General features: G+C 57.7%; 21 protein-coding genes and 1 riboswitch. Of the genes, 10 read left to right on the forward strand and 11 right to left on the reverse strand.

Annotated elements, in window-relative coordinates; genetic code table 11:
- Positions 1-24 precede the first annotated feature (24 nt).
- The 3 genes from ACR0M2_RS02375 to metZ form a co-directional block, all read right to left on the reverse strand.
- Entirely contained in the window at positions 25-702 is a 678-nt protein-coding gene (locus ACR0M2_RS02375; protein ID WP_170357856.1) for a hypothetical protein, read from the reverse strand.
- Positions 703-979: 277 nt separating this feature from the next.
- Complete coding sequence (gene folE2, locus ACR0M2_RS02380; RefSeq protein WP_170357854.1) at positions 980-2,083, reverse strand: GTP cyclohydrolase FolE2; 1,104 nt, start codon at positions 2,081-2,083, stop codon at positions 980-982.
- Positions 2,084-2,251: 168 nt separating this feature from the next.
- Positions 2,252-3,442 (reverse strand): O-succinylhomoserine sulfhydrylase, encoded by a 1,191-nt coding sequence (metZ, locus tag ACR0M2_RS02385; RefSeq protein ID WP_170374799.1) that lies wholly within the window; start codon positions 3,440-3,442, stop codon positions 2,252-2,254.
- A 65-nt stretch (positions 3,443-3,507) separates the two neighbouring features.
- Positions 3,508-3,585: riboswitch (SAM riboswitch) on the reverse strand.
- Positions 3,586-3,707: 122 nt separating this feature from the next.
- Here metZ and ACR0M2_RS02390 point away from each other — a divergent pair.
- A complete protein-coding gene (locus ACR0M2_RS02390; protein WP_480703951.1) occupies positions 3,708-4,406 on the forward strand; it encodes a glutathione S-transferase N-terminal domain-containing protein in 699 nt (232 codons plus the stop codon).
- 60 nt (positions 4,407-4,466) lie between these two features.
- Here ACR0M2_RS02390 and ACR0M2_RS02395 read toward each other — a convergent pair whose 3' ends face one another.
- The gene (locus tag ACR0M2_RS02395; protein WP_480703952.1) at positions 4,467-6,401 is read right to left on the reverse strand and encodes a DUF3604 domain-containing protein; all 1,935 of its coding nucleotides are present in this window, start codon (positions 6,399-6,401) and stop codon (positions 4,467-4,469) included.
- 386 nt (positions 6,402-6,787) lie between these two features.
- On the opposite strand from ACR0M2_RS02395, the gene ACR0M2_RS02400 reads away from it, so the two are divergent.
- On the forward strand, positions 6,788-7,522 hold the full coding sequence (locus ACR0M2_RS02400) for an extensin-like domain-containing protein (RefSeq protein WP_480703953.1): 735 nt from the start codon (positions 6,788-6,790) through the stop codon (positions 7,520-7,522).
- Positions 7,523-7,526: 4 nt separating this feature from the next.
- Here the strand turns inward: ACR0M2_RS02400 and ACR0M2_RS02405 are convergent, their stop codons facing one another.
- Positions 7,527-7,898, reverse strand: a complete 372-nt coding sequence (locus tag ACR0M2_RS02405; RefSeq protein ID WP_170348308.1) for an OB-fold nucleic acid binding domain-containing protein — start codon at positions 7,896-7,898, stop codon at positions 7,527-7,529.
- A 127-nt stretch (positions 7,899-8,025) separates the two neighbouring features.
- Between ACR0M2_RS02405 and ACR0M2_RS02410 the strand changes: the two genes are divergently transcribed.
- Entirely contained in the window at positions 8,026-8,349 is a 324-nt protein-coding gene (locus tag ACR0M2_RS02410) for a 2Fe-2S iron-sulfur cluster-binding protein (RefSeq protein WP_170348307.1), read from the forward strand.
- Positions 8,349-9,137: an FG-GAP repeat domain-containing protein gene (locus tag ACR0M2_RS02415; RefSeq protein ID WP_480703954.1), complete on the forward strand. Its 789-nt coding sequence runs from the start codon at positions 8,349-8,351 to the stop codon at positions 9,135-9,137. The genes ACR0M2_RS02410 and ACR0M2_RS02415 overlap by 1 nt, the downstream gene beginning before the upstream one ends.
- 92 nt (positions 9,138-9,229) lie before the next feature.
- On the opposite strand, the gene purD is transcribed toward ACR0M2_RS02415, so the two are convergent.
- The gene (purD, locus tag ACR0M2_RS02420; protein ID WP_170548250.1) at positions 9,230-10,492 is read right to left on the reverse strand and encodes a phosphoribosylamine--glycine ligase; all 1,263 of its coding nucleotides are present in this window, start codon (positions 10,490-10,492) and stop codon (positions 9,230-9,232) included.
- A 75-nt stretch (positions 10,493-10,567) separates the two neighbouring features.
- On the opposite strand from purD, the gene xseA reads away from it, so the two are divergent.
- Complete coding sequence (xseA, locus tag ACR0M2_RS02425) at positions 10,568-12,061, forward strand: exodeoxyribonuclease VII large subunit (protein WP_480703955.1); 1,494 nt, start codon at positions 10,568-10,570, stop codon at positions 12,059-12,061.
- 7 nt (positions 12,062-12,068) lie between these two features.
- Here xseA and ACR0M2_RS02430 read toward each other — a convergent pair whose 3' ends face one another.
- Positions 12,069-12,464, reverse strand: coding sequence for a hypothetical protein (locus ACR0M2_RS02430; protein WP_226688606.1), 396 nt, complete (start codon positions 12,462-12,464; stop codon positions 12,069-12,071).
- A 124-nt stretch (positions 12,465-12,588) separates the two neighbouring features.
- On the opposite strand from ACR0M2_RS02430, the gene ACR0M2_RS02435 reads away from it, so the two are divergent.
- From ACR0M2_RS02435 to ACR0M2_RS02455, 5 genes are all read left to right on the forward strand, one after another.
- Complete coding sequence (locus ACR0M2_RS02435; protein ID WP_480703956.1) at positions 12,589-13,227, forward strand: lysoplasmalogenase; 639 nt, start codon at positions 12,589-12,591, stop codon at positions 13,225-13,227.
- Positions 13,228-13,285: 58 nt separating this feature from the next.
- Entirely contained in the window at positions 13,286-14,449 is a 1,164-nt protein-coding gene (gene ftsY / locus ACR0M2_RS02440) for a signal recognition particle-docking protein FtsY (protein ID WP_170348301.1), read from the forward strand.
- An 85-nt stretch (positions 14,450-14,534) separates the two neighbouring features.
- Positions 14,535-15,437 carry an EamA family transporter gene (locus ACR0M2_RS02445; protein WP_170348300.1) on the forward strand — a complete coding sequence of 301 codons (903 nt, stop codon included), beginning with the start codon at positions 14,535-14,537 and terminating at the stop codon, positions 15,435-15,437.
- Positions 15,438-15,453: 16 nt separating this feature from the next.
- Positions 15,454-16,059, forward strand: coding sequence for an inner membrane-spanning protein YciB (locus ACR0M2_RS02450; RefSeq protein ID WP_170357834.1), 606 nt, complete (start codon positions 15,454-15,456; stop codon positions 16,057-16,059).
- A 140-nt stretch (positions 16,060-16,199) separates the two neighbouring features.
- Positions 16,200-16,868 (forward strand): Crp/Fnr family transcriptional regulator, encoded by a 669-nt coding sequence (locus tag ACR0M2_RS02455; protein ID WP_480703957.1) that lies wholly within the window; start codon positions 16,200-16,202, stop codon positions 16,866-16,868.
- 217 nt (positions 16,869-17,085) lie between these two features.
- Here the strand turns inward: ACR0M2_RS02455 and ACR0M2_RS02460 are convergent, their stop codons facing one another.
- From ACR0M2_RS02460 to hflK, 4 genes are all read right to left on the reverse strand, one after another.
- Positions 17,086-18,522 (reverse strand): DegQ family serine endoprotease, encoded by a 1,437-nt coding sequence (locus ACR0M2_RS02460; RefSeq protein ID WP_174820436.1) that lies wholly within the window; start codon positions 18,520-18,522, stop codon positions 17,086-17,088.
- Positions 18,523-18,707: 185 nt separating this feature from the next.
- On the reverse strand, positions 18,708-18,902 hold the full coding sequence (locus ACR0M2_RS02465; RefSeq protein WP_170348296.1) for a DUF2065 domain-containing protein: 195 nt from the start codon (positions 18,900-18,902) through the stop codon (positions 18,708-18,710).
- The gene (gene hflC / locus ACR0M2_RS02470; protein WP_170348295.1) at positions 18,902-19,780 is read right to left on the reverse strand and encodes a protease modulator HflC; all 879 of its coding nucleotides are present in this window, start codon (positions 19,778-19,780) and stop codon (positions 18,902-18,904) included. The genes ACR0M2_RS02465 and hflC overlap by 1 nt, the downstream gene beginning before the upstream one ends.
- Positions 19,780-20,922, reverse strand: coding sequence for an FtsH protease activity modulator HflK (gene hflK, locus ACR0M2_RS02475; protein ID WP_170348294.1), 1,143 nt, complete (start codon positions 20,920-20,922; stop codon positions 19,780-19,782). Before hflK ends, hflC begins: the two co-directional genes overlap by 1 nt.
- Between the last annotated feature and the right edge of the window lie 35 nt (positions 20,923-20,957).

The following is a 20,957-nucleotide window of genomic DNA, read 5'->3' on the forward strand; positions in this document are numbered from 1 at the left end:
GACTGTGTCAAGCGGATGTCCCGTTTACTCGTCGGTTTTGCTGACGGGTGTGGGCATTGCGGGCGGTTTTGAAGGCGCGCGCGTCCGGTTCTGAGGTGCAGCAGACTTGGCTGTATCCGCCAGGGGCGCCACAGGTTTCGCCTCGGCTTTGGGGGCCACAGGCTTGGCGGCAGGTGCAGCCGTTGGTTTTGCCGTGACCGATTTCGCCGCCTGCACTTTGGGCGCGGCTGGCTTGGCTGTGGCCTTGGGTGCCGCAGGTTTCGCTACTGCCTTTGGAGCCACGCGTTTTGCGGCAGGTTTGGGTGCGGCGGGCTTTGCCTCGGGCTTGACGGCCGCAGGTTTAGGCGCTGCAACCTTGGCCACTGCTGGCTGGGAGGCCGCATTTGCCACAACCTGTTTAGGTGATTCGGCTTTTGGGGTCGCTGCCGTCTTGGCCCGAACGCGCGGTTTGGACTTTGGTGCGGCGGTCGTTTTGACCTTGGCTACAGGCTTGGCAGCTGCCGCCTTGGATTTGAATTCCGGTTTCTTATTGGCAGGTGCAGGAACCGACGAAGACGCGTGCAGAGCATGCACTGGAACGAAAGGCAGCTCCATGGCCGAATTCGCCAAAATCTGCATGATCTTCAGTTGGTTGCTGACTGCATAACCGGCCAGTCGAATGGCCGCCGCCTGAAACTCAAGCGGTTGGGTAATCGGATTCATTAGTCATTTCTCCTGTAAAAACGAAGCAACCTTCCAAGAAAAGAACCGCTCTGCCCCACCCCGGTATTAGGGGCGAGTGACCAAGGCCTGAAATCCCCGGACATCGCATGTCGCGGCTTCCTTTTCAGAGTGGCCCGAGGGCTGACACGCCCTCACACCATGGCTGCGTTCACGGATAGTTTAACGCGAAACACACTGCGCGTGCAGAAATATTGCTGCAATGCGGCAATTTTTCGCCAATTGGATCAAAATGAGACAACAGGATGCTCTTTTCGAGCTACCCGATGTGAATCAGGGTCGAGAACAAGCGTGGATCCAAGCTGGCGGAAACAAAGGTTGGCCCTTCGGTCAACACCGACACTGCGTCGTGGCTGTGCAGGCTTTCCTGATGGCTGGCCACAACACGGAAATCACCGACATGATGATCGGCCAGAAGCTCGGCACAGAACAAGCGCGCTGCGTCTTCGACAAAGATTGGGTTGGCGGCATTCAGCTCGGCAAAGGCCTGTTCGTCCTCGCGCTTGACCATCACTTGCGTTTCAGTCGGTACGGCGCGGCGGCACAGGGCAATCAGATCTTCGAACCATAGGCAATCTGCTTTGCAATCAACAACAACGGAAATCCGCGCAACAGAACGCTGGGAATGCGGTGTCGCCAGTTGCCCCCGTGTGGACCGCGCATGTTCGCTCAACTCAAGCGAACATGGGCAGGTGGATGAATAGACATAGTCCAGATGGATGATCTTCTGACGTACGCCGTTTTGTTCGACCAGTTCCAACGCGATATCGTAATACTGATACCCTTGCAGCCCCGATCGCAGGCTTTCCACCCGGTCCGGGTAGGAAAACCGCATCTGGATACGCGCATCGAAACTGTCCAGATCGGTCATATAATCGTCCAGCGCAGCCTCCATGACCTCAAAACTGAACGTACGCTCGGCATGTTTGTAGAACGAGCGCATGATGCGGGACATGTTGATGCCCTTCTTTTCGGCATCAAGGCTGACCGTTCCGGTGACCGAGGTTTCAAGCGTGAGATCCTCACCATGTTTACGGTGGAACCGAATCGGCAAACGGAAATTAGAAATGCCCACATGCTGAATTTGTTGCATGGCCCCGCGGATCAGGCTGGACGGTCCGTTTTGAAGGTCCGGCAACGATGCCCTATAGGCCGCGTCAACTGTGAAGTCTTCGGCATATTCTCGCGACAGCGAAGGATAATTCACCGGAACCAGTCCGGGCACGAGGCGCGCAATTGCAGGATCAAGCTGGCTGATCTCAGCTTCACTCGCGGACTCGGCCCATTTGCGCAGCGTTCTAAGCGCGGCGGCGGCGTCTTCATTGTCAGGTGCGTCTTCAATGGTGCGGGGGTACACATTCATCGAACGGGGTTCCTCGGTTGGTCGCCGGACTATATACAGGTTCGACGCTTTTTCCAGTTTAACCGTATACGCATCAAAGTACGGCCCGGATGAAAATCCGCAAACATCGCGGGAGTTACGCCGCGTTTACGCAGTTTCACCCAAGGCATAACAGGATATAGAGCGTAGTTAGCGCTGAGAAACGTCCAAAGCGCGCTTAATATCGGCAAGCAGGTCGCCCGCATCCTCCAGACCGATGGACAGGCGGATCAGGCCGGGAGTAATGCCCAACTCGTCTTTCTGCTCATCGCTCAGCCGTTGGTGGGTCGTGGTCGCCGGATGAGTCGCAATCGACTTGGCGTCGCCCAGGTTGTTCGAGATCACCGGGATCGTCATCGCGTTGAGGAACGCAAACGCAGCCTCTTTTCCGCCCTTGATATCCAGAGACAGAACAGTGCCCCCCTTACCGCCCAACTGTGATTGAACCAGCGCATTCTGCGGATGCGTCTTTAGCCCCGGATACAATGTGCGTTCCAACGCGGCGTGACCCTCCAGTGCCTCAGCCACGATCTGGGCCGTCTCAGCCTGAGCATTGACACGCAGGGTCATCGTTTCCAGACCTTTCAACATGATCCAGGCGTTAAACGGGCTCAGCGCCCCACCGGTGTGCTTCAGATAAGGCTCAACGGTGCCACGGATGAAGTCCTTGGTGCCGATGATTACGCCGCCCAGCGCACGCCCCTGCCCGTCGATATGTTTGGTCGCCGAATAGATCACAACATCCGCACCCTGCTCGATCGCACGCGAAAACACTGGGGTCGAGAACACATTGTCCACGACCACCATCGCACCAACTGCGTGGGCCAGTTCGGCTACGGCCGAGATGTCGATCACCTCAAGCGTCGGGTTCGACATGGATTCAAAGAACACAGCCTTTGTGTCGGGCCGGATCGCCGCTTTCCATTCGTCCAGATTGGTGCCGTCTACGAAAGTTACATCTACACCAAACCGGGTCAGGATATTCTCGACAATATACAAGCATGAGCCGAACAGCGCCTTAGCCGAAACGATGTGGTCGCCTGCCTTCAGCATCGAGGTCAGCGCGCCGTTGACAGCCGCCATGCCCGAAGCTGTGGCGAAAGCATCCTCGCCCCCCTCAAGCGCCGCGATACGCTGCTCGAACATCGACACGGTGGGGTTGCCATAGCGGGCATAGATGAACTCATCCGGGCCACATTCCAGAAAACGGGCCTCGGCCTGTTCGGCATTCTCATAGACGAACCCCTGGGTCAGAAAGATCGCCTCGCTAACCTCATTGTATTGGCTGCGGCGGATGCCGCCATGGACGGCTTGAGTGCGTTTGTTCCAGCTTTCGCTCATGTCATTCCTCTCGACCTTTGCCCGGCAAAGGCATCAAAAAAACCCCAGACGCGGTCAAGCGAAAGGGGCCTTTCATCCTGACCTTTTAGCGGTGTTGTTTAGCGTGGCCCGCAATCCGGTAACAAATCGCCACGTAGCTCTGCGAGAGGGAATACGCTTCGGGCGGTTTGCCGTCAAGCCCGGCGTTCCCCCGGTCACGGTTGCGTAATCGGCTCTTGCCGCCCCGTCAGAAACCCGCATGATCCTTTCAACAAAAGGAGGGCACATGGCGGACCCGATTGATCTGTATTTTTGGCCTACCCCCAACGGGTGGAAGGTATCCATCGCGTTAGAAGAGATGGAGTTGCCCTATTCCACGCATCTGATCAACATCGGCAAGGGCGATCAGTTCGACCCCGAGTTCCTGAAGATTTCGCCCAACAACCGTATGCCTGCAATCTTTGACCCTGACGGGCCCGACGGCGCGCCGGTTTCCGTGTTCGAAAGCGGGGCAATCCTGATGTATCTGGCCCGCAAGACCGGGCGGTTTTATGGCAATACCGAGCGTGAGCGGATCGCGGTCGAAGAATGGCTGATGTGGCAGATGGGCGGCGTTGGCCCGATGGCCGGTCAGGCGCATCACTTCCTGAAATACGCACCCTACATGGACCCACCGCAGGACCTGCCCTATGCCAAAGACCGCTACCGCACGGAGGTCGGGCGTTTGTACGGCGTGCTGGATCGACGGCTGGCCGACAACGAATATGTCGCGGGCGACTTCTATTCCATTGCCGACATGTCAATCTGGGGCTGGGCCAGCCTATGGGAAGGCCAGCAGCAGGTGTTAGAGGACAAGCCGCACTTTACCCGCTGGCTGGAGACGGTCAGTGCCCGTCCCGGCGTCCAAGCCGGTCGCGCACTGCATGCCGAATTGCGTGCAGATAATCGTGACAAGCAGTCGCAAGAGACCTTGTTTAAGCAATAAATCAAATCGATCCAGTGTCAGCTGTGAACCCATAGCGGACCGACACCGTAAATCGAACTACTATTGTGGAGAGTACCAAATAGGCGAAGTATAGGCGCGTTCCTGTGCTGTCATAGGGACGCCATCTGGCATGTCTATTCCGAACTTCACTGCATCATACGCCGTCCAGCGAGGGGTCGGAATTTCCATAACCCGGGCATAATAAAATGCGCTTTCCGAGGGATCGAAATCTGGGTCCTGCCACACAGTTCCCAGCTCAGAGGCTCCAATTGTGTTGGTCCACGAGGGGATAGAAAGGTCCACTGTGGTGCCTACCGACGGCAACGTGCCAGCGGCATCTGGTTCGCGGGAACCAGACCAGGCCACGTCGTAGACTTTTTCCCGTTGCTCTCCATCTGCATCCAACCAGCCCTTTATGATCTGGATTCGATCCAGGTTTGCTCCCATCGGATCACGAAGCGCATATACCAGAAAGGAAGGTGTGCCTTCACCAGGGTCAAGATCACCACCCATCGGCACCCCTTTGCTGTATCCCACAAGCGCCAAGTCGCGCCGTAACGCATCTTCTTCGGCAAAAGAATATCCTCCGAACATACGGACGCGCATTCTGGGCCCTGTTGTTGCGTAGGTTTCACGCCGATGCATCGCATCCCAAATGGCTTCTCTGGAATTCTTCTGCGCCCATACTGCGGTTAGACCGCCAGTAATGTATTGCGACGAAAGCAGCGCAACAGTCCCATCAGCATAGGTCTTACTGACATGTTGGCTGCGCTCTTCGCTGGGCTCGTAACCGGTGAACTTCCCGAAGAAATTGTCGTTATCTGGAGCCGTTAAACCTGTGTGTGTGTCACTGGCCCCACCCAGGCCAAACTTGAAAGGGTTTACTCCCAAAGCCTTTTCCAAAGATAAGCCTCGAAGTAACCCGGATCGAGCGTATTCACCGGGCAACATTTCTGGCTCTTTCGGAACCGAAGCATCCAGATTGCCGTAATCCCATGTTTCGAAGTCAGCAAATTCATCGTCAGGTGATAGGAACGGGTGGGCCTCACCATCTCCCTTAATCTGCGTTGGTTCGTATAGTCTTTCCCATTTGTTTCGCGCTTCTGCGTATGCGGGATCTAACGGCACACCATCCGCGAAGTCATCGACTAACGGGAACATCCAGCCGTTAGACAAGTTCCCATTATGTGGAATAGCAAGAACACGGCCGCCTGTCGTTTGTTCATAGTTCTCCAACCACTTCCAAAGATCACGAGGGTTAGGTGAGCCCACAGGTGGCGTTGTTGTATAAGGCAGTATCTGTCTTGTGAGCTCAGGGCCATCGCGAAAGATCACATTTCGGTGCAAATTGTTCCCTGCGACGAGAGATGTCCATTCATAGGCGATAAAGGTGCTGAACACGCCCGGATCATTGTACTCTTCCGCGGCATCGATAATTTCGTCCCAAACACGGGCATACGCAGGGTTGCCTGGTTGATAGTTCAGCGCAGGGGAAACCTGTCCTTGCGCAAACGCGGCTGTAAGCTCAAGCGCAGCCGCTAGAGCGGCTTCTCCGCCCTTATTGAATTCTTCATGGAAATATCTGCCTTGCTCATCTGCCAAGATGTTGGGAGCACCTCCGATGATATCGGTAATCGCACCCATAGCATCCGAATGATCTGTAATTATGAAGAAATCGAGAGGCCTCGACAACTTTACAGGTTGCCCCGTGTTCGACACAACTTCTTCGCCACGCGCAAACCGATATGCATCATGAGGCATGAGGCGCGTACCGCCCCCACCAGCATCCCCGGAAAGACCAGTGTGAACGTGAGTGTCACCAAAATAGACTTGAGTTGGATACGCACGTTCGGCGTAAGGTGAATAAGGTCGACCGGAAGGGCCTGAAAGGCCTGACGGATTTATTGCATCCTGAGCTAGGACTGGGCTCCCCAGAATGAGAGCTGCCGGCAAAACATAGCGAAACAATTTTTCCTCCATAATTGAAGGCACCATAGCATAACTCTGCTCGGGAAGTTATTTCGACTGAGTTTGAAGGTTTGCTAAGTCCGCATTGCAGACCTATCCCCCCGCCCGCTCCATCACATCCAGCTCCGCGAGATATCCTCAACATCTCTGCGTTCAAATTGGGCACCAAATGCGCACAGCATTTCGACATGCGCTGAGGCAACAAGGGAAAGCCAGCACAGAGCAATTTGTTCAAGCGATGAGAAATCCCTGCTATACTCTGGCTTTGAATAGGAAGAGGATTTTGCAAAGCCCAGACTGGTCCACGCCGCGACACCTGCTTTGAGGCTGGTCATGCGACCATTGGTCGGGCCGGAAAATGAACGAGTTGTTTTATGCGAGGTTTAACCCCTCTGTTTATTTTATGCGCAGGAATGGCGAGTGCCGCGCCAGATTGCGAGGAGCCTGCGCAGGCTCAACCGCATGAACTGGTGGCCTATGACCTGTCCGCTGAATTGGACGTCCTGTTGGAGGAAGACGCCGCCGCAGCCCCCGCCAAGCGCGAACTGACTGTATCCCCCAGACCGCGACTGCGACCCTGCAAATTCCGTCAGATCGAGGTTGGCCGCGAACGGATGCGCGATCGCGGTGCGGTGTGTGGTGACTGGACCATTCTCGGCGAGAGCCGAAAACCCTTTAGAGGAAAGTACAGGGGATGCGGCATTGCCGATCCCGTGCGTATCCGCGTGGTGTCTGATGTCTTTCTCAGCCAATTGGCGCTGATGGATTGCGAAACCGCCATCACGCTCAAGACTTGGCTGGAGAACACGGCCAAACCGACCTTTGCGGATCAGGGTGGCGGTTTGAAAGGAATTCGTCTGGCCGGCCATTATGCGTGCAAGACACAGAACAATCAGCCGCGCGCGCGAATGTCGGAACACGCCCGCGGTCGCGCGATTGATATCTCATCTTTCGTACTCATGGATGGCACTGTGATCACGGTACGCGACGGGTGGACAGCTGAAGATACAAGCGACGCCATGCGTGAGCTTCATGCAGGTGCTTGCGGTCTGTTCGGCACAGTTCTGGGTCCGGACGCCGACCGCTATCACAAAGGGCATTTCCATTTTGACACAGCGCGCCGCCGCAGCGGATCTGTTTGTCGCTAGAGGCCTAACCCTCCCCCCGTACCAATACATCCAGCATGGATGAGATATCCTCGATCTCTTCCGCGATCACATGGGTCACCGAATGCGCCCGCTGCATCCGGCCCGTGACCCGCAACAGGCGCCCGGAAATCACCGCGCGGCGGAATTGTTCGTAGATTTTCCGCCAGACGACCACGTTCACGATACCGGTCTCATCCTCAAGCGTGACAAAGATCACCCCCTTGGCTGTCCCCGGTCTCTGCCGCAGAATCACCAGCCCGGCGACAGCCACGCGCGCGCCTTCGGGCGGGTCGTCCAGCCGGTTGGCTGGCAAACAGGTCGGCGGGCGCGGCCAGTTCCGGTTTGAAACCGCAGGATGAACAGGGGCAACAAGCATGAGAACAAAAATAGAACAAACTGCAGGAAAGTCCAGACACGGCGTGTTGAGTCGCAAATGGTACTGGAAAGACCTAAACGCCTTCACTAAGGAAGAATTCGACAACCGAAAAAGGAAGACGCACGCAATGGCAAAGATCACCTATGTCGAGCATGGCGGTACCGAACATACAGTCGAGGTCGCCAACGGGCTGACAGTCATGGAAGGGGCCCGCGACAACAACATCCCCGGCATCGAGGCCGACTGCGGCGGCGCGTGCGCCTGCTCGACCTGCCACGTCTACATCCACCCCGACTGGGTCGAGAAAGTCCCAGGCAAGGATGACATGGAAGAAGACATGCTGGATTTTGCCTATGAGCCCGACCCGACCCGTTCGCGCCTGACCTGCCAGATCAAGGTCACGGATGAGTTGGACGGTCTGGTGGTACAGATGCCCGAAAAGCAGATCTGATGCTTTCCAAAGCGCCGCGTCTGCCCGCCCGTCTGTGGCAACATCGGGCACGCGGCGCGGTGCTGGCGTTGAGTGTGTGGCTGACGGGGATGGGACCAGCAGCTGCAGACACCATCACAAGCGCCCGCTTCACTGAGCCAACGACACGCTATGCCCACGGCGTACTGGGCGACGACATCGAATATGGCGCGCTTGAACTCAAAGTTTCGAATGCGTCAACTAAAACGCTCTTCATCCAGCCGGTATACAAACGCTCGGTTCTGACCATCAAGTTACCGCTTGATCGCGTCTTTGAAGACCTCAGTCCCCGTCTGGTCGATATCAATCTAGATGGATCAAACGAAGTGATCGTCGTGGAGTCCAGCGTCCATGCCGGTGCACAACTCGCAATCTATGATGCACGCGGAGAAAAGATCGCAGCCACGCCCCACATTGGGACCCGCTTTCGTTGGCTCGCTCCAATTGGCGCAGCAGATCTGGATGGTGACGGGCTAGTCGAGATTGCTTACATCGACCGCCCGCATCTAGCCAAAACCCTGCGCATTTGGCGATTCCAGAACAGCGAACTGACCGAGATCGCAACCCTACCCGGTCTGACCAATCACCAGATTGGAGAGGACTTCATCACCGGTGGCATTCGCAAATGCGGAGGAAACCGTGAAATTATTGTGGTCAACGCTGACTGGAGCAGCATTGTCAGCGTCAACTACGATGATGGCTGGAAAAAACGGGAACTGCTGCCCTTTACCCCATCCGCAATGAAAGGGGCACTGGCCTGTCCAAAATAGAACCGACCGCAGCCCGCGCCAGCGGGCTGCCCGGCCCAAGGCCTTTGCCGGTGCATCTTTGATGCAGCGTCAGGGCGCGGGAGCGTTTTGGATCAGAGCGCCCGCCAGCCGATGTCGCGACGGTAGAACCCATCAGGCCAGTCAATCCCGTCGACCGCCGCATAGGCCCGGTCCCGTGCCTCTTGCAATGTGCCTCCACGGGCAGTGACATTTAGCACGCGACCGCCAGAGGCCACGATCTGACCCTCCGAAGCCTTGGTTCCGGCGTGGAACACCATATTCCCGCTATCCTCGGGAAGGCCCTCCAGACCATTGATCACACTGCCCTTTTCGTACGCACCCGGATATCCATTCGCCGCCATCACCACGGTCAGGGCATGATCATCCGCCCAGTTCACCCGCGCCTCGCCCAACCGGCCCTCGGCAGCGGCATGCATCAGGTCCATCGCCTGCGCACCGAGGCGCATCATAAGAACCTGACACTCGGGATCACCAAAGCGCACATTGTATTCTACCAACCGAGGCTGACCGTCCTTGATCATCAGACCGGCATAAAGGACGCCCTGAAACGGCATCCCGCGCCGCTTCATTTCAGCCACGGTGGGCTTGATAATCTCTTCCATCGCGCGTTCTTCGATCTCAGCACTCAAAACCGGTGCCGGTGAATAGGCGCCCATACCGCCAGTATTCAGTCCGGTATCACCCTCGCCCACGCGCTTGTGGTCTTGTGCGGTGCCGACGGACAGGATGTTCTCGCCATCGCACAGCACGAACAGTGACGCCTCTTCTCCATCCATGAACTCTTCGATGACAACCTCGGCCCCTGCCCCGCCAAAAGCACCGCCAAACATGTCGTCGATGGCGTCCAAAGCGGTTTGGTCATCCATCGCCACGATCACGCCCTTGCCTGCGGCCAATCCGTCGGCCTTGACGACAATCGGAGCCCCTTGTTCGCGAATATAGGCTTTGGCTGGTTCAGCCTCGGTAAACCGCGCATAGGCTGCGGTCGGTGCGCCCGACGCATCGCAGATTTCCTTGGTAAAACTTTTCGACGCCTCCAACTGGGCTGCCGCCGCAGAAGGCCCAAAAACCAGCACGCCTGCTTCGCGCAGGCGATCCGCCACACCGGCAGCCAAGGGTGCCTCGGGGCCTACAATCACGAAGTCAATCGCGTTTTCCTCAGCAAAACTAACGACGTCCCCACCGTTCTCAATATTCAGCGCGGCACAATCCGCGATCTGCGCGATCCCGGCATTTCCCGGCGCCACGATCAGACGGTCACATTTAGGGTTCTGCATCACCGCCCAAGCCAGGCTGTGTTCCCGCCCACCACTGCCGAGAATGAGGATATTCATGAATGCTCTCCGATCTGCTTGGCCTCGCCTTGCGCGCGTTCTAAGCTGGCCGGGCATTTGACACAAGGCGCTGAAATGTCCGACCTGCTTGACGACCCCATTCCCGGCCAAAACACCCCTGAATACACTGTCTCGGACATCTCGGGCGAGGTGAAACGCACGCTAGAAGGCACGTTCGGTCGAATCCGTGTGCGCGGCGAGGTCGGGCGCGTGTTCAAGGCGCGCTCGGGTCATCTCTATTACGACATCAAGGATGACAGGAATGTGCTGGCCTGCACCACATGGAAAGGCCAGATCTCGGGCTTGTCCGTTGTCCCCGAAGAAGGGTTGGAGGTTGTGGTCACCGGTCGACTGACCGCATTTGGCGCGCAGTCGAAATACAACTTGAACGTCGATGAGGTCGCCGTTGCCGGACAAGGCGCGCTGATGGCGTTGCTGGAGAAACGCAAGAAACAGCTTGAGGCCGAAGGGCTGTTTGCCCCCGAGCGTAAAAAACCGCTGCCCTACCTGCCACAGGTCATCGGTGTTGTGACCTCTCCCTCAGGGGCGGTGATCCGGGACATACTGCACCGCCTGCGGGATCGGTTCCCGCGTAAGGTTCTGATCTGGCCAGTCGCCGTGCAGGGGTCGAACTGTGCCCCCGAAGTTGCAAATGCAATCAACGGGTTCAACAAATTAACACCCGGCGGGGCTCTGCCGCGCCCCGACCTGATCATCGTCGCCCGAGGCGGCGGATCGATCGAAGACCTGTGGGGCTTTAATGAGGAAATCGTGGCGCGCGCCGCTGTGGGATCAGATATCCCGCTGATCTCGGCCGTGGGGCACGAGACGGACACGACGCTGATTGACTACGTCTCAGACCGTCGCGCGCCCACCCCGACCGCCGCCGCCGAACTGGCCGTACCTGTACGGATGGAGCTGCTGGCCTGGACCGGCGAACAAGGCGCACGTCTGTCGCGTGCCGCAACCGATGCGGTCCAACGACGGTTGCAGCGCCTGCGCGACCTATCGCGTGCGCTACCGCGACCGGACAGCTTGTTGAATACCCCGCGTCAACGGCTTGATTTGATTGCAGATCGCCTGACCCCGGCGCTTGAGCGCGGTGTGCAGAACCGCCGCCTACAAGTGGTTGAACTTTCCGCCCATTTGCGCCCTTCGACCTTGCGCAACCTTGTTTCAAGCCGACAAGAAGCCGTGCGAAATCTGTCGTCACGCCTGTCCTTGCGTCCCATTCAGCGTGAAATCGAGATACAGCGCCAGTCCATCACCCGGTTGGCCGAGCGTATGAACGCAGCCCAGACAACGCGACTGGACCGGATGCGACAACAGCTGGACGCCACCGACCGACTACGCGAAACGCTCAGCTACAAGGCAACGTTGCAACGGGGTTATGCCGTGGTCCGCGCCGAGGATCAGGTTGTCACGACAAAAGCTCAGGCTGCAAAGCATGGCTCACTTGAGATAGAGTTCGCCGATGGCGTGCTGACCACCGGTCAAACTGCTGCCCCACGGTCAGCTACGAAAAAAACGCCCAAAAAAGACGCGCCAGATCAGGGTTCATTGTTCTGAGCCGATCTCAGACTCCAACATCCGGCCCATAGCAGATCATCTCTTCGTCGACATCCTCGGCCTCATAAAGCTCGGTTTCTTCCGGGTCGCCTTCGAATTGCGCGATCAGACCACCCCCTGATCGGGTGAACACCCAGCATTGTGGGTCCAGACGGTCTTCGTAGATGAAACAGATCTGGGCATCCTTTTCGTACCAGACGCCATGCTTGCAATCGCCATCCAGAAACGACCAGATGACACGGCGATTGGGCAAGTACCGCTCAACGCCATATACCTGCCCCTGAAAACCGTAGAACAGGGTTTTACCCCGCGTGTAGTCGTCAAAATCCGCACCCGACAGGGCTGATTGAGCCGTCGCTGAATACGCGGGCAGCAGAAAAAGAATCACAAGATATCTGAGCATAGCCACATTGTGTCAGAAGCAATTGTCCGGCGCCAATCACCATTTCCGCAGGATCCCTGCCTCAACGTCACGGTTGAGGTGAATCAACAACCCGTCACAAGCTGCTGAAAACGGAGAGGTATCTATGACAACTGTACTGTTCTGGCTCGCGGCTGCTTGTGCTTTGGCCTACCTACTGCTGTCGCCGCGTCCGGCCAGCACATTGCGATCCGTGTTGAAAACTGCATCCGTCGCACTGCTGGCCGTGACTGCCTTGTTGGGTGCAGGTCCGCTTCTTCTGGTGGTCGCCCTCTTATTGTGCGCCATTGGCGACGCGCTGTTGTCGCGCGAAACTGACAGCACTTTCATGGCCGGAATTGGGGCCTTTGCCGCAGGTCACCTTGCATATATCGCCCTGTTTCTCACTCGTCCTTCAAGCAATCTTGCCCTGATTTTCGACCAGCCTGGATATTTCTGGTCCCTTATCATTCTAGGCATTGTCGCCGCCACCCTGTTGGCCCCACGGGCCGGGGACCTCAAAGGTCCTGTTCTGGGCTATATTCCGATCATTCTGGGGATGGGCGTCGCCGTACTGACCCTGCCCGAAACCGGCGCCCTGAGATGGGCCTTGCCTGCAGCTCTGGCCTTCATTGCCTCGGATCTTATCTTGGCCACCGAGAAGTTCCTGCTGCCCATGGGCCACCCCGCCCTGAAGATCACGCCTTATCTGGTCTGGCCACTTTATTGGGGTGCTCAGGCGGGTCTGCTGATTGCGTTCCTCTGACCCTTTGCAACTGCCGCAAATCCGCATTAGGTGAGGGGAACACCTGCGGAGACCAAAAATGGCGTTTTTCTCAAAGCTCAAGGACAAGTTGTTCAAATCCTCGTCCCGCCTCGAACAGGGGCTTGAGGCCATTGTTGAAGATGGGGGCGAGGAAACGGTCGCACCCGACCCGATCATCCCGGACCCCGAGCCGCAGCCGGAACCCGTGCCGGAAGTTCCCCAACCAGTCCCAGAGGTGCCCGAACCTACGCCAGCGCCGCAACCGGTTGAGGTACCCGAGCCCGCGCCTGTTGATCCGACACCTGCCCCCCCGCCCCCCGAGGCGACACCTTCCAAAGGCGTATTGGGTCGATTGTTCGGGCGCAGCGAGGCCAAAACCGCCGTGCGCCGTACGCTGGACGATGACATGCTGGAACAGCTCGAGGAGCTGCTGATCGCCTCGGATATGGGCGTAGATACTGCCTTACGTGTCACCGCCAACATGGCCGAAGGGCGTTTTGGTCGCAAACTCTCGACCCAGGAAATCAAACAGCTTTTGGCGCAGGAAGTGGCCCGCGTAATGGAGCCAGTCGCCAAACCCCTGCCCATCTATGCCAAACGTCCGCAAGTGGTGCTGGTCGTCGGCGTGAACGGCTCAGGTAAAACCACAACGATCGGCAAACTGGCCAGCCAGTTCAAAGCTGCCGGCAAAAAGGTCGTGATCGCTGCAGGAGATACCTTCCGCGCTGCCGCTGTCGAACAGCTGCAAGTATGGGGCGAACGCGCGGGCGTGCCCGTCCTGACCGCCCCTGAAGGGTCCGATCCGGCCAGCCTTGCCTTCGACGCGCTGACCAAGGCGCAAGAGGACGGTGCCGACTTGCTGATGATCGACACCGCCGGTCGGCTGCAAAACCGCGCCGACCTGATGGAAGAACTGGCCAAGATCGTCCGTGTTATCCGCAAGAAAGACGAAACCGCGCCGCACAACACATTGCTGGTGCTGGACGCCACCACCGGTCAGAACGCGCTGAGCCAGGTGGAAACTTTCCGCAATCTAGCCGATGTCTCGGGCCTGGTGATGACCAAACTGGACGGCACGGCCAAGGGCGGCGTTCTGGTCGCACTGGCTGACAAGTTCGGCCTGCCCATTCACGCCATCGGCGTCGGAGAGCAGATTGATGACCTCGCCGCTTTCGACCCCGAAGAATTCGCCGCCGCGCTCACTGGTCTGGATCAGTCCTGAACCGCAGCTTTATCTGGCCTCAAATACCCTCGGGGGGGCTGGGGATGGAAAATCCCCGCCCCCTCCCAGCGAAATGATCTGACACTTGAGCGACTGGCTGATCTCTCTCGAAGGCACGGAAGCAGGCCATCAACTTGCCCTGGGGCTTGCTTTGATGGCCGCCTTTCTGCACGCAGTGTTCGGCGCCCTGCAAAAAGGCCGCCACGATCCATGGCTATCACGCGGTGCGATCGACGCTAGCTATTGCCTGATGGCCGCCCCGTTCGCTTTTTTTGTAGTACCGTGGCCAGAACCCTACATGTGGCCAATCTTTGCCACCGTCTGGCTGATCCATGTCGCCTACAAAGTTCTGCAGGCGATGGCCTATACCAAGGGCTCTTACACTGTCGTCTACCCGGTTGTCCGCGGCACAGGCCCCCTGTTCACCGTCATCGGTGCCTACCTGCTGTTCGGAGAAACCTTCACCGGCACCCAGTGGTTCGGCGTGGCTGTCCTGCTGGCTGGTATCTTTGGATTGGCCGCCTATAACTTTCGGTTTCTCGAAACCAACCGCGACACGCTGGGCATAGCGCTGGTATTGGCCGTTTCGACCGGCTTGTTCGTGGCGCTTTACACCACCTATGACGCCTATGGCATCCGCGCCACTGCCGATCCGTTCACCTTTCTGGCCTGGTTCTTCATGATCGACGGTGCGACCATGCCGATCTATGCCTTTCTGAGATGGCGCGCGATGATCAATCGGCCTACCATTGGGCCTTTGATGCTGCGCGGCCTTGCAGGCGGCATTATCGCCCCGATGTCTTTCGGAGCCATCATGCTGGCCACAAGGCTCGACAAGGTCGGCGAAGCGGCAGTCCTACGTGAAACCTCAACCGTCTTTGCGGCCCTGATCGGATGGCTGGTGTTGAAGGAAACCGTGGGGCCACGGCGGATTGCACTGATGGCATTGATTGCACTCGGCGCCGTAATAGTTGAAATGGGCGGGTAAGCAGCAGGAAACCACTATGTCAGGCAAAAAAGAGATCAACCCGTTTCTGAAACAAGTGCTGGAGCTTGGGCCTCCACTGGCTTTTTTCTTCATCTACCTACGCCTGCGCGACGACAGCTTCCTGATCGGCGGCATCGAGTATTCCGGTTTTATCATAGCCACCATCCTTTTCGTGCCGCTGATGCTGGCCGCGATGGGGGTTCTTTGGTTCCTGACCGGTAAGCTCAGCCGGATACAGATTTTCACCGCATTCATGGTCATCTTCTTTGGCGGCCTGACCGCCTGGTTCAATGACGAACGGTTTTTCAAAATGAAAACCACGCTGGTCTACGGCTTCTTTTCAATCATGCTTGGCATCGGTCTGCTGCAGGGCAAATCCTACCTCGCCTATGTTCTGGACGAAATGCTGCCCATGCGCCACGAGGGGTGGATGATCCTGACCAGACGTCTGTGCGGTTGCTTCGCCGTTCTGGCCGTAGCTAACGAATTTGTCTGGCGGACGATGTCCACCGACCTTTGGGTCAAGATCGAAACATTCGGCTTTCCCATAGCGCTGATGGTGTTTCTGATGCTGCAATTCAACCTGCTTCAAAGCTATATGGATGACCCCGACCACCAGTAGATGAACCGGTCGGGAAGGCGTTCGCCTCATACGTTTGCGATGGTTTGTCGGCCGAAGCCGACAAAATCCTTGGCTTAACGCCGAACCTGTGGAAAGTTGTGTCACCACCAAAACACTCACAGCCGGAGAATCTGGAACTCATGAAGGCTTTCCCAGACAGCGGCTTCCTGTCCGAGGCATCCGACGGGTTGAAAGCCATGCTTTCCGCCCAGGCGACTGAAATCGCACTGGAACGTGGTGACGTCCTGTTTGAACAGGGTGACGAGGGTGACGCATTGTACGCCATTCTCGAAGGTACGCTTGAGGTGTCCTTTCTGGCCATGAGCGGCCGCAAGCTGTCGCTGACCCTTATGCGCCCTGGTGAGGTGTTCGGAGAGATTGCACTGTTCGACAGCGGCCCTCGCACGGCCACCATCGCCGCGGCAGAAACCTCGCGCATTTTGCGTGTCCGGCAGGGGGACGTGATGGAGCAAATTCGCCAGCATCCCGATCTGGCGGTTGACTTGATCCGATTGGCCGGTCTGCGCATGCGGTGGATGGGGTCGCAGCTGAATGAGCAGGTGTTCCTGCCGATGCCAATCCGGTTGGCCCGCAAGCTGTTACACCTGTCCGGACTTCAGGATGACCCTTCGACCCGGATCACCCTGTCGCAAAGCGAACTTGCCGAATTCGTTGGCGCCACGCGCGAGGCGGTGTCCAAGACGATCTCGACCTGGAAACGCGACAATGTGGTCGAAGCTTCGCGTGGCGGGTTGATGATTCAGGATTTCCAAGCCCTGCGCGAACTGGCAGAATCCGACCTGATCTGATCCCTGTGACCTGCTTCACAGACCTTTTACAACATCAAGACTAATCTCTTAGTTGTTACCGTAGGAGGTCAGAGAATCATCCCCGATATCTGTCCACTGACCTCTCCCTGTATCAGAGCCATGCGCCTCCCCGGCGTGTGGCTCACCATTTTTCACCCCCCAAAAACGCAAAAAGCCGGAGCGATAACCCCGGCCTTTTGGCTTATTTAGGTGTCAGTTACTCGCCCAGGCTCAGCGCCACAAAGCGCGGTTCACCGCCACGGCGCACCAGCAACAGCAACGACTTGCGGCCTGCCTCACGCGCTTCTTCCATACGGGCTTCGAGATCTTCAATCGAACTGACCTTCTGCTGACCGGCTTCGGTAATCAGATCACCGGCGCGCAGCCCCTTGGAAAAAGCTTCGGACGCTTCGTCCACCGCAGTCACAACCAGCCCTTCTGCCTCCGCATCCAAATCAAGATCGGTGCGCAACGTATCCGTCAGGGGTGAAATTGTCAGGCCCAGAATATCGGCGTTTTCCTCAGGCGCTGCATCTGGTGTTTCCTCTTCCTCGCTATCCGCGCGTTCCGCTTCCTCACGACGGCCCAGCGTGACCAAAACGGTCTGAGTGCCCCCGTCGCGATGCACCACAACACGAACCGACTTGCCAACCGTAGTCTCGCCCACCTGACGCACCAGACCGCGCGTATCTTCGACCTCGACCCCGTCAAAGCTGAGGATAACGTCACCCGCAAGCAGGCCCGCATCTTTGGCCGGACCGTCCGGTACATCGCTGATCAGCGCGCCGCCGGGTTTGTCCAGCCCCATCGCCTCGGCCATGTCCTCGGTCACGTCTTGAATGCGCACGCCCAGCCAGCCACGGCGGGTTTCACCGAATTCGCGCAGTTGGTCGACGACCTTAACGACCACGTTGGACGCCATCGAGAACCCGATCCCAATGGAGCCGCCATTAGGCGACAGGATCGCGGTGTTCACGCCGATCACCTCGCCGTTCATATTAAACAGCGGCCCGCCCGAGTTCCCCCGGTTAATGGCTGCGTCCGTCTGAATATAGTCGTCATAAGAACCGCTCAGCGCCCGGTTGCGGGCCGACACGATACCAGCCGAAACAGAAAAGCCCTGTCCCAGCGGGTTACCCATGGCAATCACCCAATCCCCCACACGCGCAATGTCGCTGTCACCGAATTGCACATATTGCAGCGGGCCCGAGGCTTCGACCTTGAGCAGCGCGATGTCTGTTTTTTCATCTGTGCCAATCACCTTAGCGGGCAACTCTTTCTTGGGCTGACCGTCGCCTGGAAAGAATTCCACAAGGATTTCATCAGCTTCCGCAATGACGTGGTTGTTGGTGACGATATAACCGTCCTCGGAAATCACAAATCCCGATCCCAGCGCATTGCTGCGGCGTGGGCGGTCGCCCTCTTCACCATCTCGGTCCTGAAACTCGCGAAAGAAATCCTCGAACGGAGAGCCTTCGGGCACGATCCCTTGCGGGCCAGTTTGCCCTTCGATCAGGGTCGATGTGGTGATGTTCACCACTGCTGGGCTGATCTTTTCGGCCAGCGGCGCCAGGCTTTCGCTCCGCGCCTGCGCGGCGACGGATTGGGCCAGAACAAGCAACATCCCCGCAAAGGCCAACCACATCAGCCGCATGAAACCAACACTGTCGTCCCTTTGGACGGAAATACTGCGCGCTTGTGCCTGCACTTGGGAACTCCTTGTCGAACAACGTCATAAGGGTGCCGCATAGCAACCCCTCTTGGAAACCAATGTAGTCAGTTTACCCAAGCCCGCAACTCGGGATCGCGGGGAATTCACCGGCAATTGAAATCAACGTGTCAAAACCCGAGCTGAAATGCACCCCACAACAATACCAGACCGCTGACAACACATAGCAGACCGGCCAGACGACGAGCTTGTTCAGGCAGTGACCGAAGCGCCTCAAGCATACGTTCAATAAGCGAAGGGGCCAGCGCATAGGCCAGCCCCTCGACAATCAGTACCAGCCCGAAGGCCAGAAGGATCAGGCCCATTACCGACCAGCCTGCCCGGTGGGCGATTTCAGGTAATTGAAGAACTCGGAATCCGGACTCAGAACCATCGAACTGTTGCTACCGCCCAACGCATTTTCATAGGCCGACAAAGAGCGGTAGAATTCAAAGAACTCAGGGTCCGCGCCGTAAGCTTCGGCAAAGATCGCGTTACGTTCGGCATCTGCTTCACCGCGGATGATCTCGGCCTCACGGCGAGCATCCGACACCAGTTCAACCACAGTACGATCCGCCTGGGCGCGCACTCGCTGGGCCGCCTCGTTACCACGGGCGCGTTCATCGGTCGCCTCGCGTTCACGCTCGGCCTTCATCCGGTCAAAGGTGGCCTCAAGGTTGGCTTGCGGCAGGTCAGTTGCTTTCAAGCGCACGTCGATGACGTTAACGCCCAGCGCCTGCGCTTCGGCAATCGCGCTATTGCGGATGCGCAGCATCAAGGCGGCACGGTCGGAACTCAGGATATCGCGAGACGAAACCGAACCCAGCACTTCGCGGGTTTCGGCGCGCAAGATGCGATCCAGACGATCCTCGGCGACCGGAATACCGCCAACACCGACGGCCTGACGGAAGCGGTTCAGATCGGAAATCCGGTAACGTGCAAACGCATCAACAACCAAACGACGGTCATCCAGTGGCGTTACTTCAAGCGGCTGCACGTCGATTGACAGGATACGGTCGTCATAGCGCACAACTTCCTGAATCAACGGAATCTTGAACGCCAAACCGGGTTCTTCCTTAACGGCAACGACGCGGCCAAATTGCAGAACCAGCGCACGTTCACGCTCGTCCACGATGAAAATCGAGGACAGGCCGATAACGCCAAGGATCACGACCAGAATGAGGATAATAGGTGACTTACGCATCAGTTGCTCTCCTCAGTCTGATTGCGGCGCAGCTCATTGAGCGGAAGATAAGGCACCACGCCCTGCCCCGACCCTGTCGAGTTCTCGTCGAGGATGATTTTATCCACGTCGCCCAGAACCTGCTCCATGCGCTCCAGATACAGACGCTTGCGCGTCACGTCGGGTGCCTTGGAGTATTCTTCCAGAACCGCGCTAAAGCGGCTGGCCTCACCCTGCGCGCCATTGATCTGCTGGGCGCGATAGGCTTCGGCCTCTTCCAGAACCTGTGCGGCTTCACCACGCGCCTCGGCCAAAACGCGGTTGGCATAGGCATCCGCAACGTTCTGCAGGCGGTCACGTTCTTGCGCCGCCGCCTGAACATCACGGAACGCTGCGATCACGTCCTGTGGAGGGTCAGCCTTGTCAAAGTTCACGCGGACGATGTTCACACCAGAATCGTAGCTGTCCATTGTCAGCTGAATCAGTTCCTGCAACCGGTCCGCGATAATGCCCCGGTCCCTGTTCAGAATCGGTGCCAACTCGCTCTGTGCGATGATCTCGCGCATCGCCGATTCAGAAACGGCCCGAATCGTCTGACGCGGATCGCGCAGGTTAAACAGATATTTAGCCGGATCGTTGATGTTCCAGACAACCTGATAGTCGATGTCGACCACATTTTCGTCGCCGGTCAGCATCAGACCATCGTCACTGCCGCGCGCACCGCCCATGTCTTCATTCTGTTCACGGGTTACCGGGATCACCTCGGCGGTCACAAACGGCCAAGGCGCAAAGTTCAGACCCGGATTCCCAACGGCCGAAAATTCACCCAAGAACAACTCAACCGACTGTTCTTCCGGTTTGACCGTGTAGAAGCTTGCAGCTCCCCACAGACCCGCAGCAACCAGCAAACCAATCACTACCGTGCCTTTGGTGAAAACCGGACCACCGCCGCCCGCTCCCTGACCGCCGCCACGGCCACCGCCGCCGCGACCGCCCATGAGGACGCGCAGCTGCTCTTGGCCTTTTTTCATCAGCTCATCGATCTCGGGGATCTGCGGGCCGTCGCCTTCGGGAGGCTTGCGTCCGTCCCCGTTATTACCCCGATTTCCTCCGCCTCCAGAAGAGCCTCCGCCCCCCCAGGGGCCACCGCTGTTGCCCGCCATATGTATCTGTTCCTTCGTGTTGGACCGTGTGATCA

Source organism: Ruegeria sp. BE10 (assembly GCF_056538905.1).

What these genes read in the sequence shown, in the direction of transcription:
- ACR0M2_RS02375 (WP_170357856.1), bottom strand. Translation starts at nt 702, where the DNA reads ATGAATCCGATTACCCAACCGCTTGAGTTTCAGGCGGCGGCCATTCGA.
- folE2 (WP_170357854.1), bottom strand. Translation starts at nt 2,083, where the DNA reads ATGAATGTGTACCCCCGCACCATTGAAGACGCACCTGACAATGAAGAC.
- metZ (WP_170374799.1), bottom strand. Translation starts at nt 3,442, where the DNA reads ATGAGCGAAAGCTGGAACAAACGCACTCAAGCCGTCCATGGCGGCATC.
- ACR0M2_RS02390 (WP_480703951.1), top strand. Translation starts at nt 3,708, where the DNA reads ATGGCGGACCCGATTGATCTGTATTTTTGGCCTACCCCCAACGGGTGG.
- ACR0M2_RS02395 (WP_480703952.1), bottom strand. Translation starts at nt 6,401, where the DNA reads ATGGTGCCTTCAATTATGGAGGAAAAATTGTTTCGCTATGTTTTGCCG.
- ACR0M2_RS02400 (WP_480703953.1), top strand. Translation starts at nt 6,788, where the DNA reads ATGGCGAGTGCCGCGCCAGATTGCGAGGAGCCTGCGCAGGCTCAACCG.
- ACR0M2_RS02405 (WP_170348308.1), bottom strand. Translation starts at nt 7,898, where the DNA reads ATGCTTGTTGCCCCTGTTCATCCTGCGGTTTCAAACCGGAACTGGCCG.
- ACR0M2_RS02410 (WP_170348307.1), top strand. Translation starts at nt 8,026, where the DNA reads ATGGCAAAGATCACCTATGTCGAGCATGGCGGTACCGAACATACAGTC.
- ACR0M2_RS02415 (WP_480703954.1), top strand. Translation starts at nt 8,349, where the DNA reads ATGCTTTCCAAAGCGCCGCGTCTGCCCGCCCGTCTGTGGCAACATCGG.
- purD (WP_170548250.1), bottom strand. Translation starts at nt 10,492, where the DNA reads ATGAATATCCTCATTCTCGGCAGTGGTGGGCGGGAACACAGCCTGGCT.
- xseA (WP_480703955.1), top strand. Translation starts at nt 10,568, where the DNA reads ATGTCCGACCTGCTTGACGACCCCATTCCCGGCCAAAACACCCCTGAA.
- ACR0M2_RS02430 (WP_226688606.1), bottom strand. Translation starts at nt 12,464, where the DNA reads ATGCTCAGATATCTTGTGATTCTTTTTCTGCTGCCCGCGTATTCAGCG.
- ACR0M2_RS02435 (WP_480703956.1), top strand. Translation starts at nt 12,589, where the DNA reads ATGACAACTGTACTGTTCTGGCTCGCGGCTGCTTGTGCTTTGGCCTAC.
- ftsY (WP_170348301.1), top strand. Translation starts at nt 13,286, where the DNA reads ATGGCGTTTTTCTCAAAGCTCAAGGACAAGTTGTTCAAATCCTCGTCC.
- ACR0M2_RS02450 (WP_170357834.1), top strand. Translation starts at nt 15,454, where the DNA reads ATGTCAGGCAAAAAAGAGATCAACCCGTTTCTGAAACAAGTGCTGGAG.
- ACR0M2_RS02455 (WP_480703957.1), top strand. Translation starts at nt 16,200, where the DNA reads ATGAAGGCTTTCCCAGACAGCGGCTTCCTGTCCGAGGCATCCGACGGG.
- ACR0M2_RS02460 (WP_174820436.1), bottom strand. Translation starts at nt 18,522, where the DNA reads ATGCGGCTGATGTGGTTGGCCTTTGCGGGGATGTTGCTTGTTCTGGCC.
- ACR0M2_RS02465 (WP_170348296.1), bottom strand. Translation starts at nt 18,902, where the DNA reads ATGGGCCTGATCCTTCTGGCCTTCGGGCTGGTACTGATTGTCGAGGGG.
- hflC (WP_170348295.1), bottom strand. Translation starts at nt 19,780, where the DNA reads ATGCGTAAGTCACCTATTATCCTCATTCTGGTCGTGATCCTTGGCGTT.
- hflK (WP_170348294.1), bottom strand. Translation starts at nt 20,922, where the DNA reads ATGGCGGGCAACAGCGGTGGCCCCTGGGGGGGCGGAGGCTCTTCTGGA.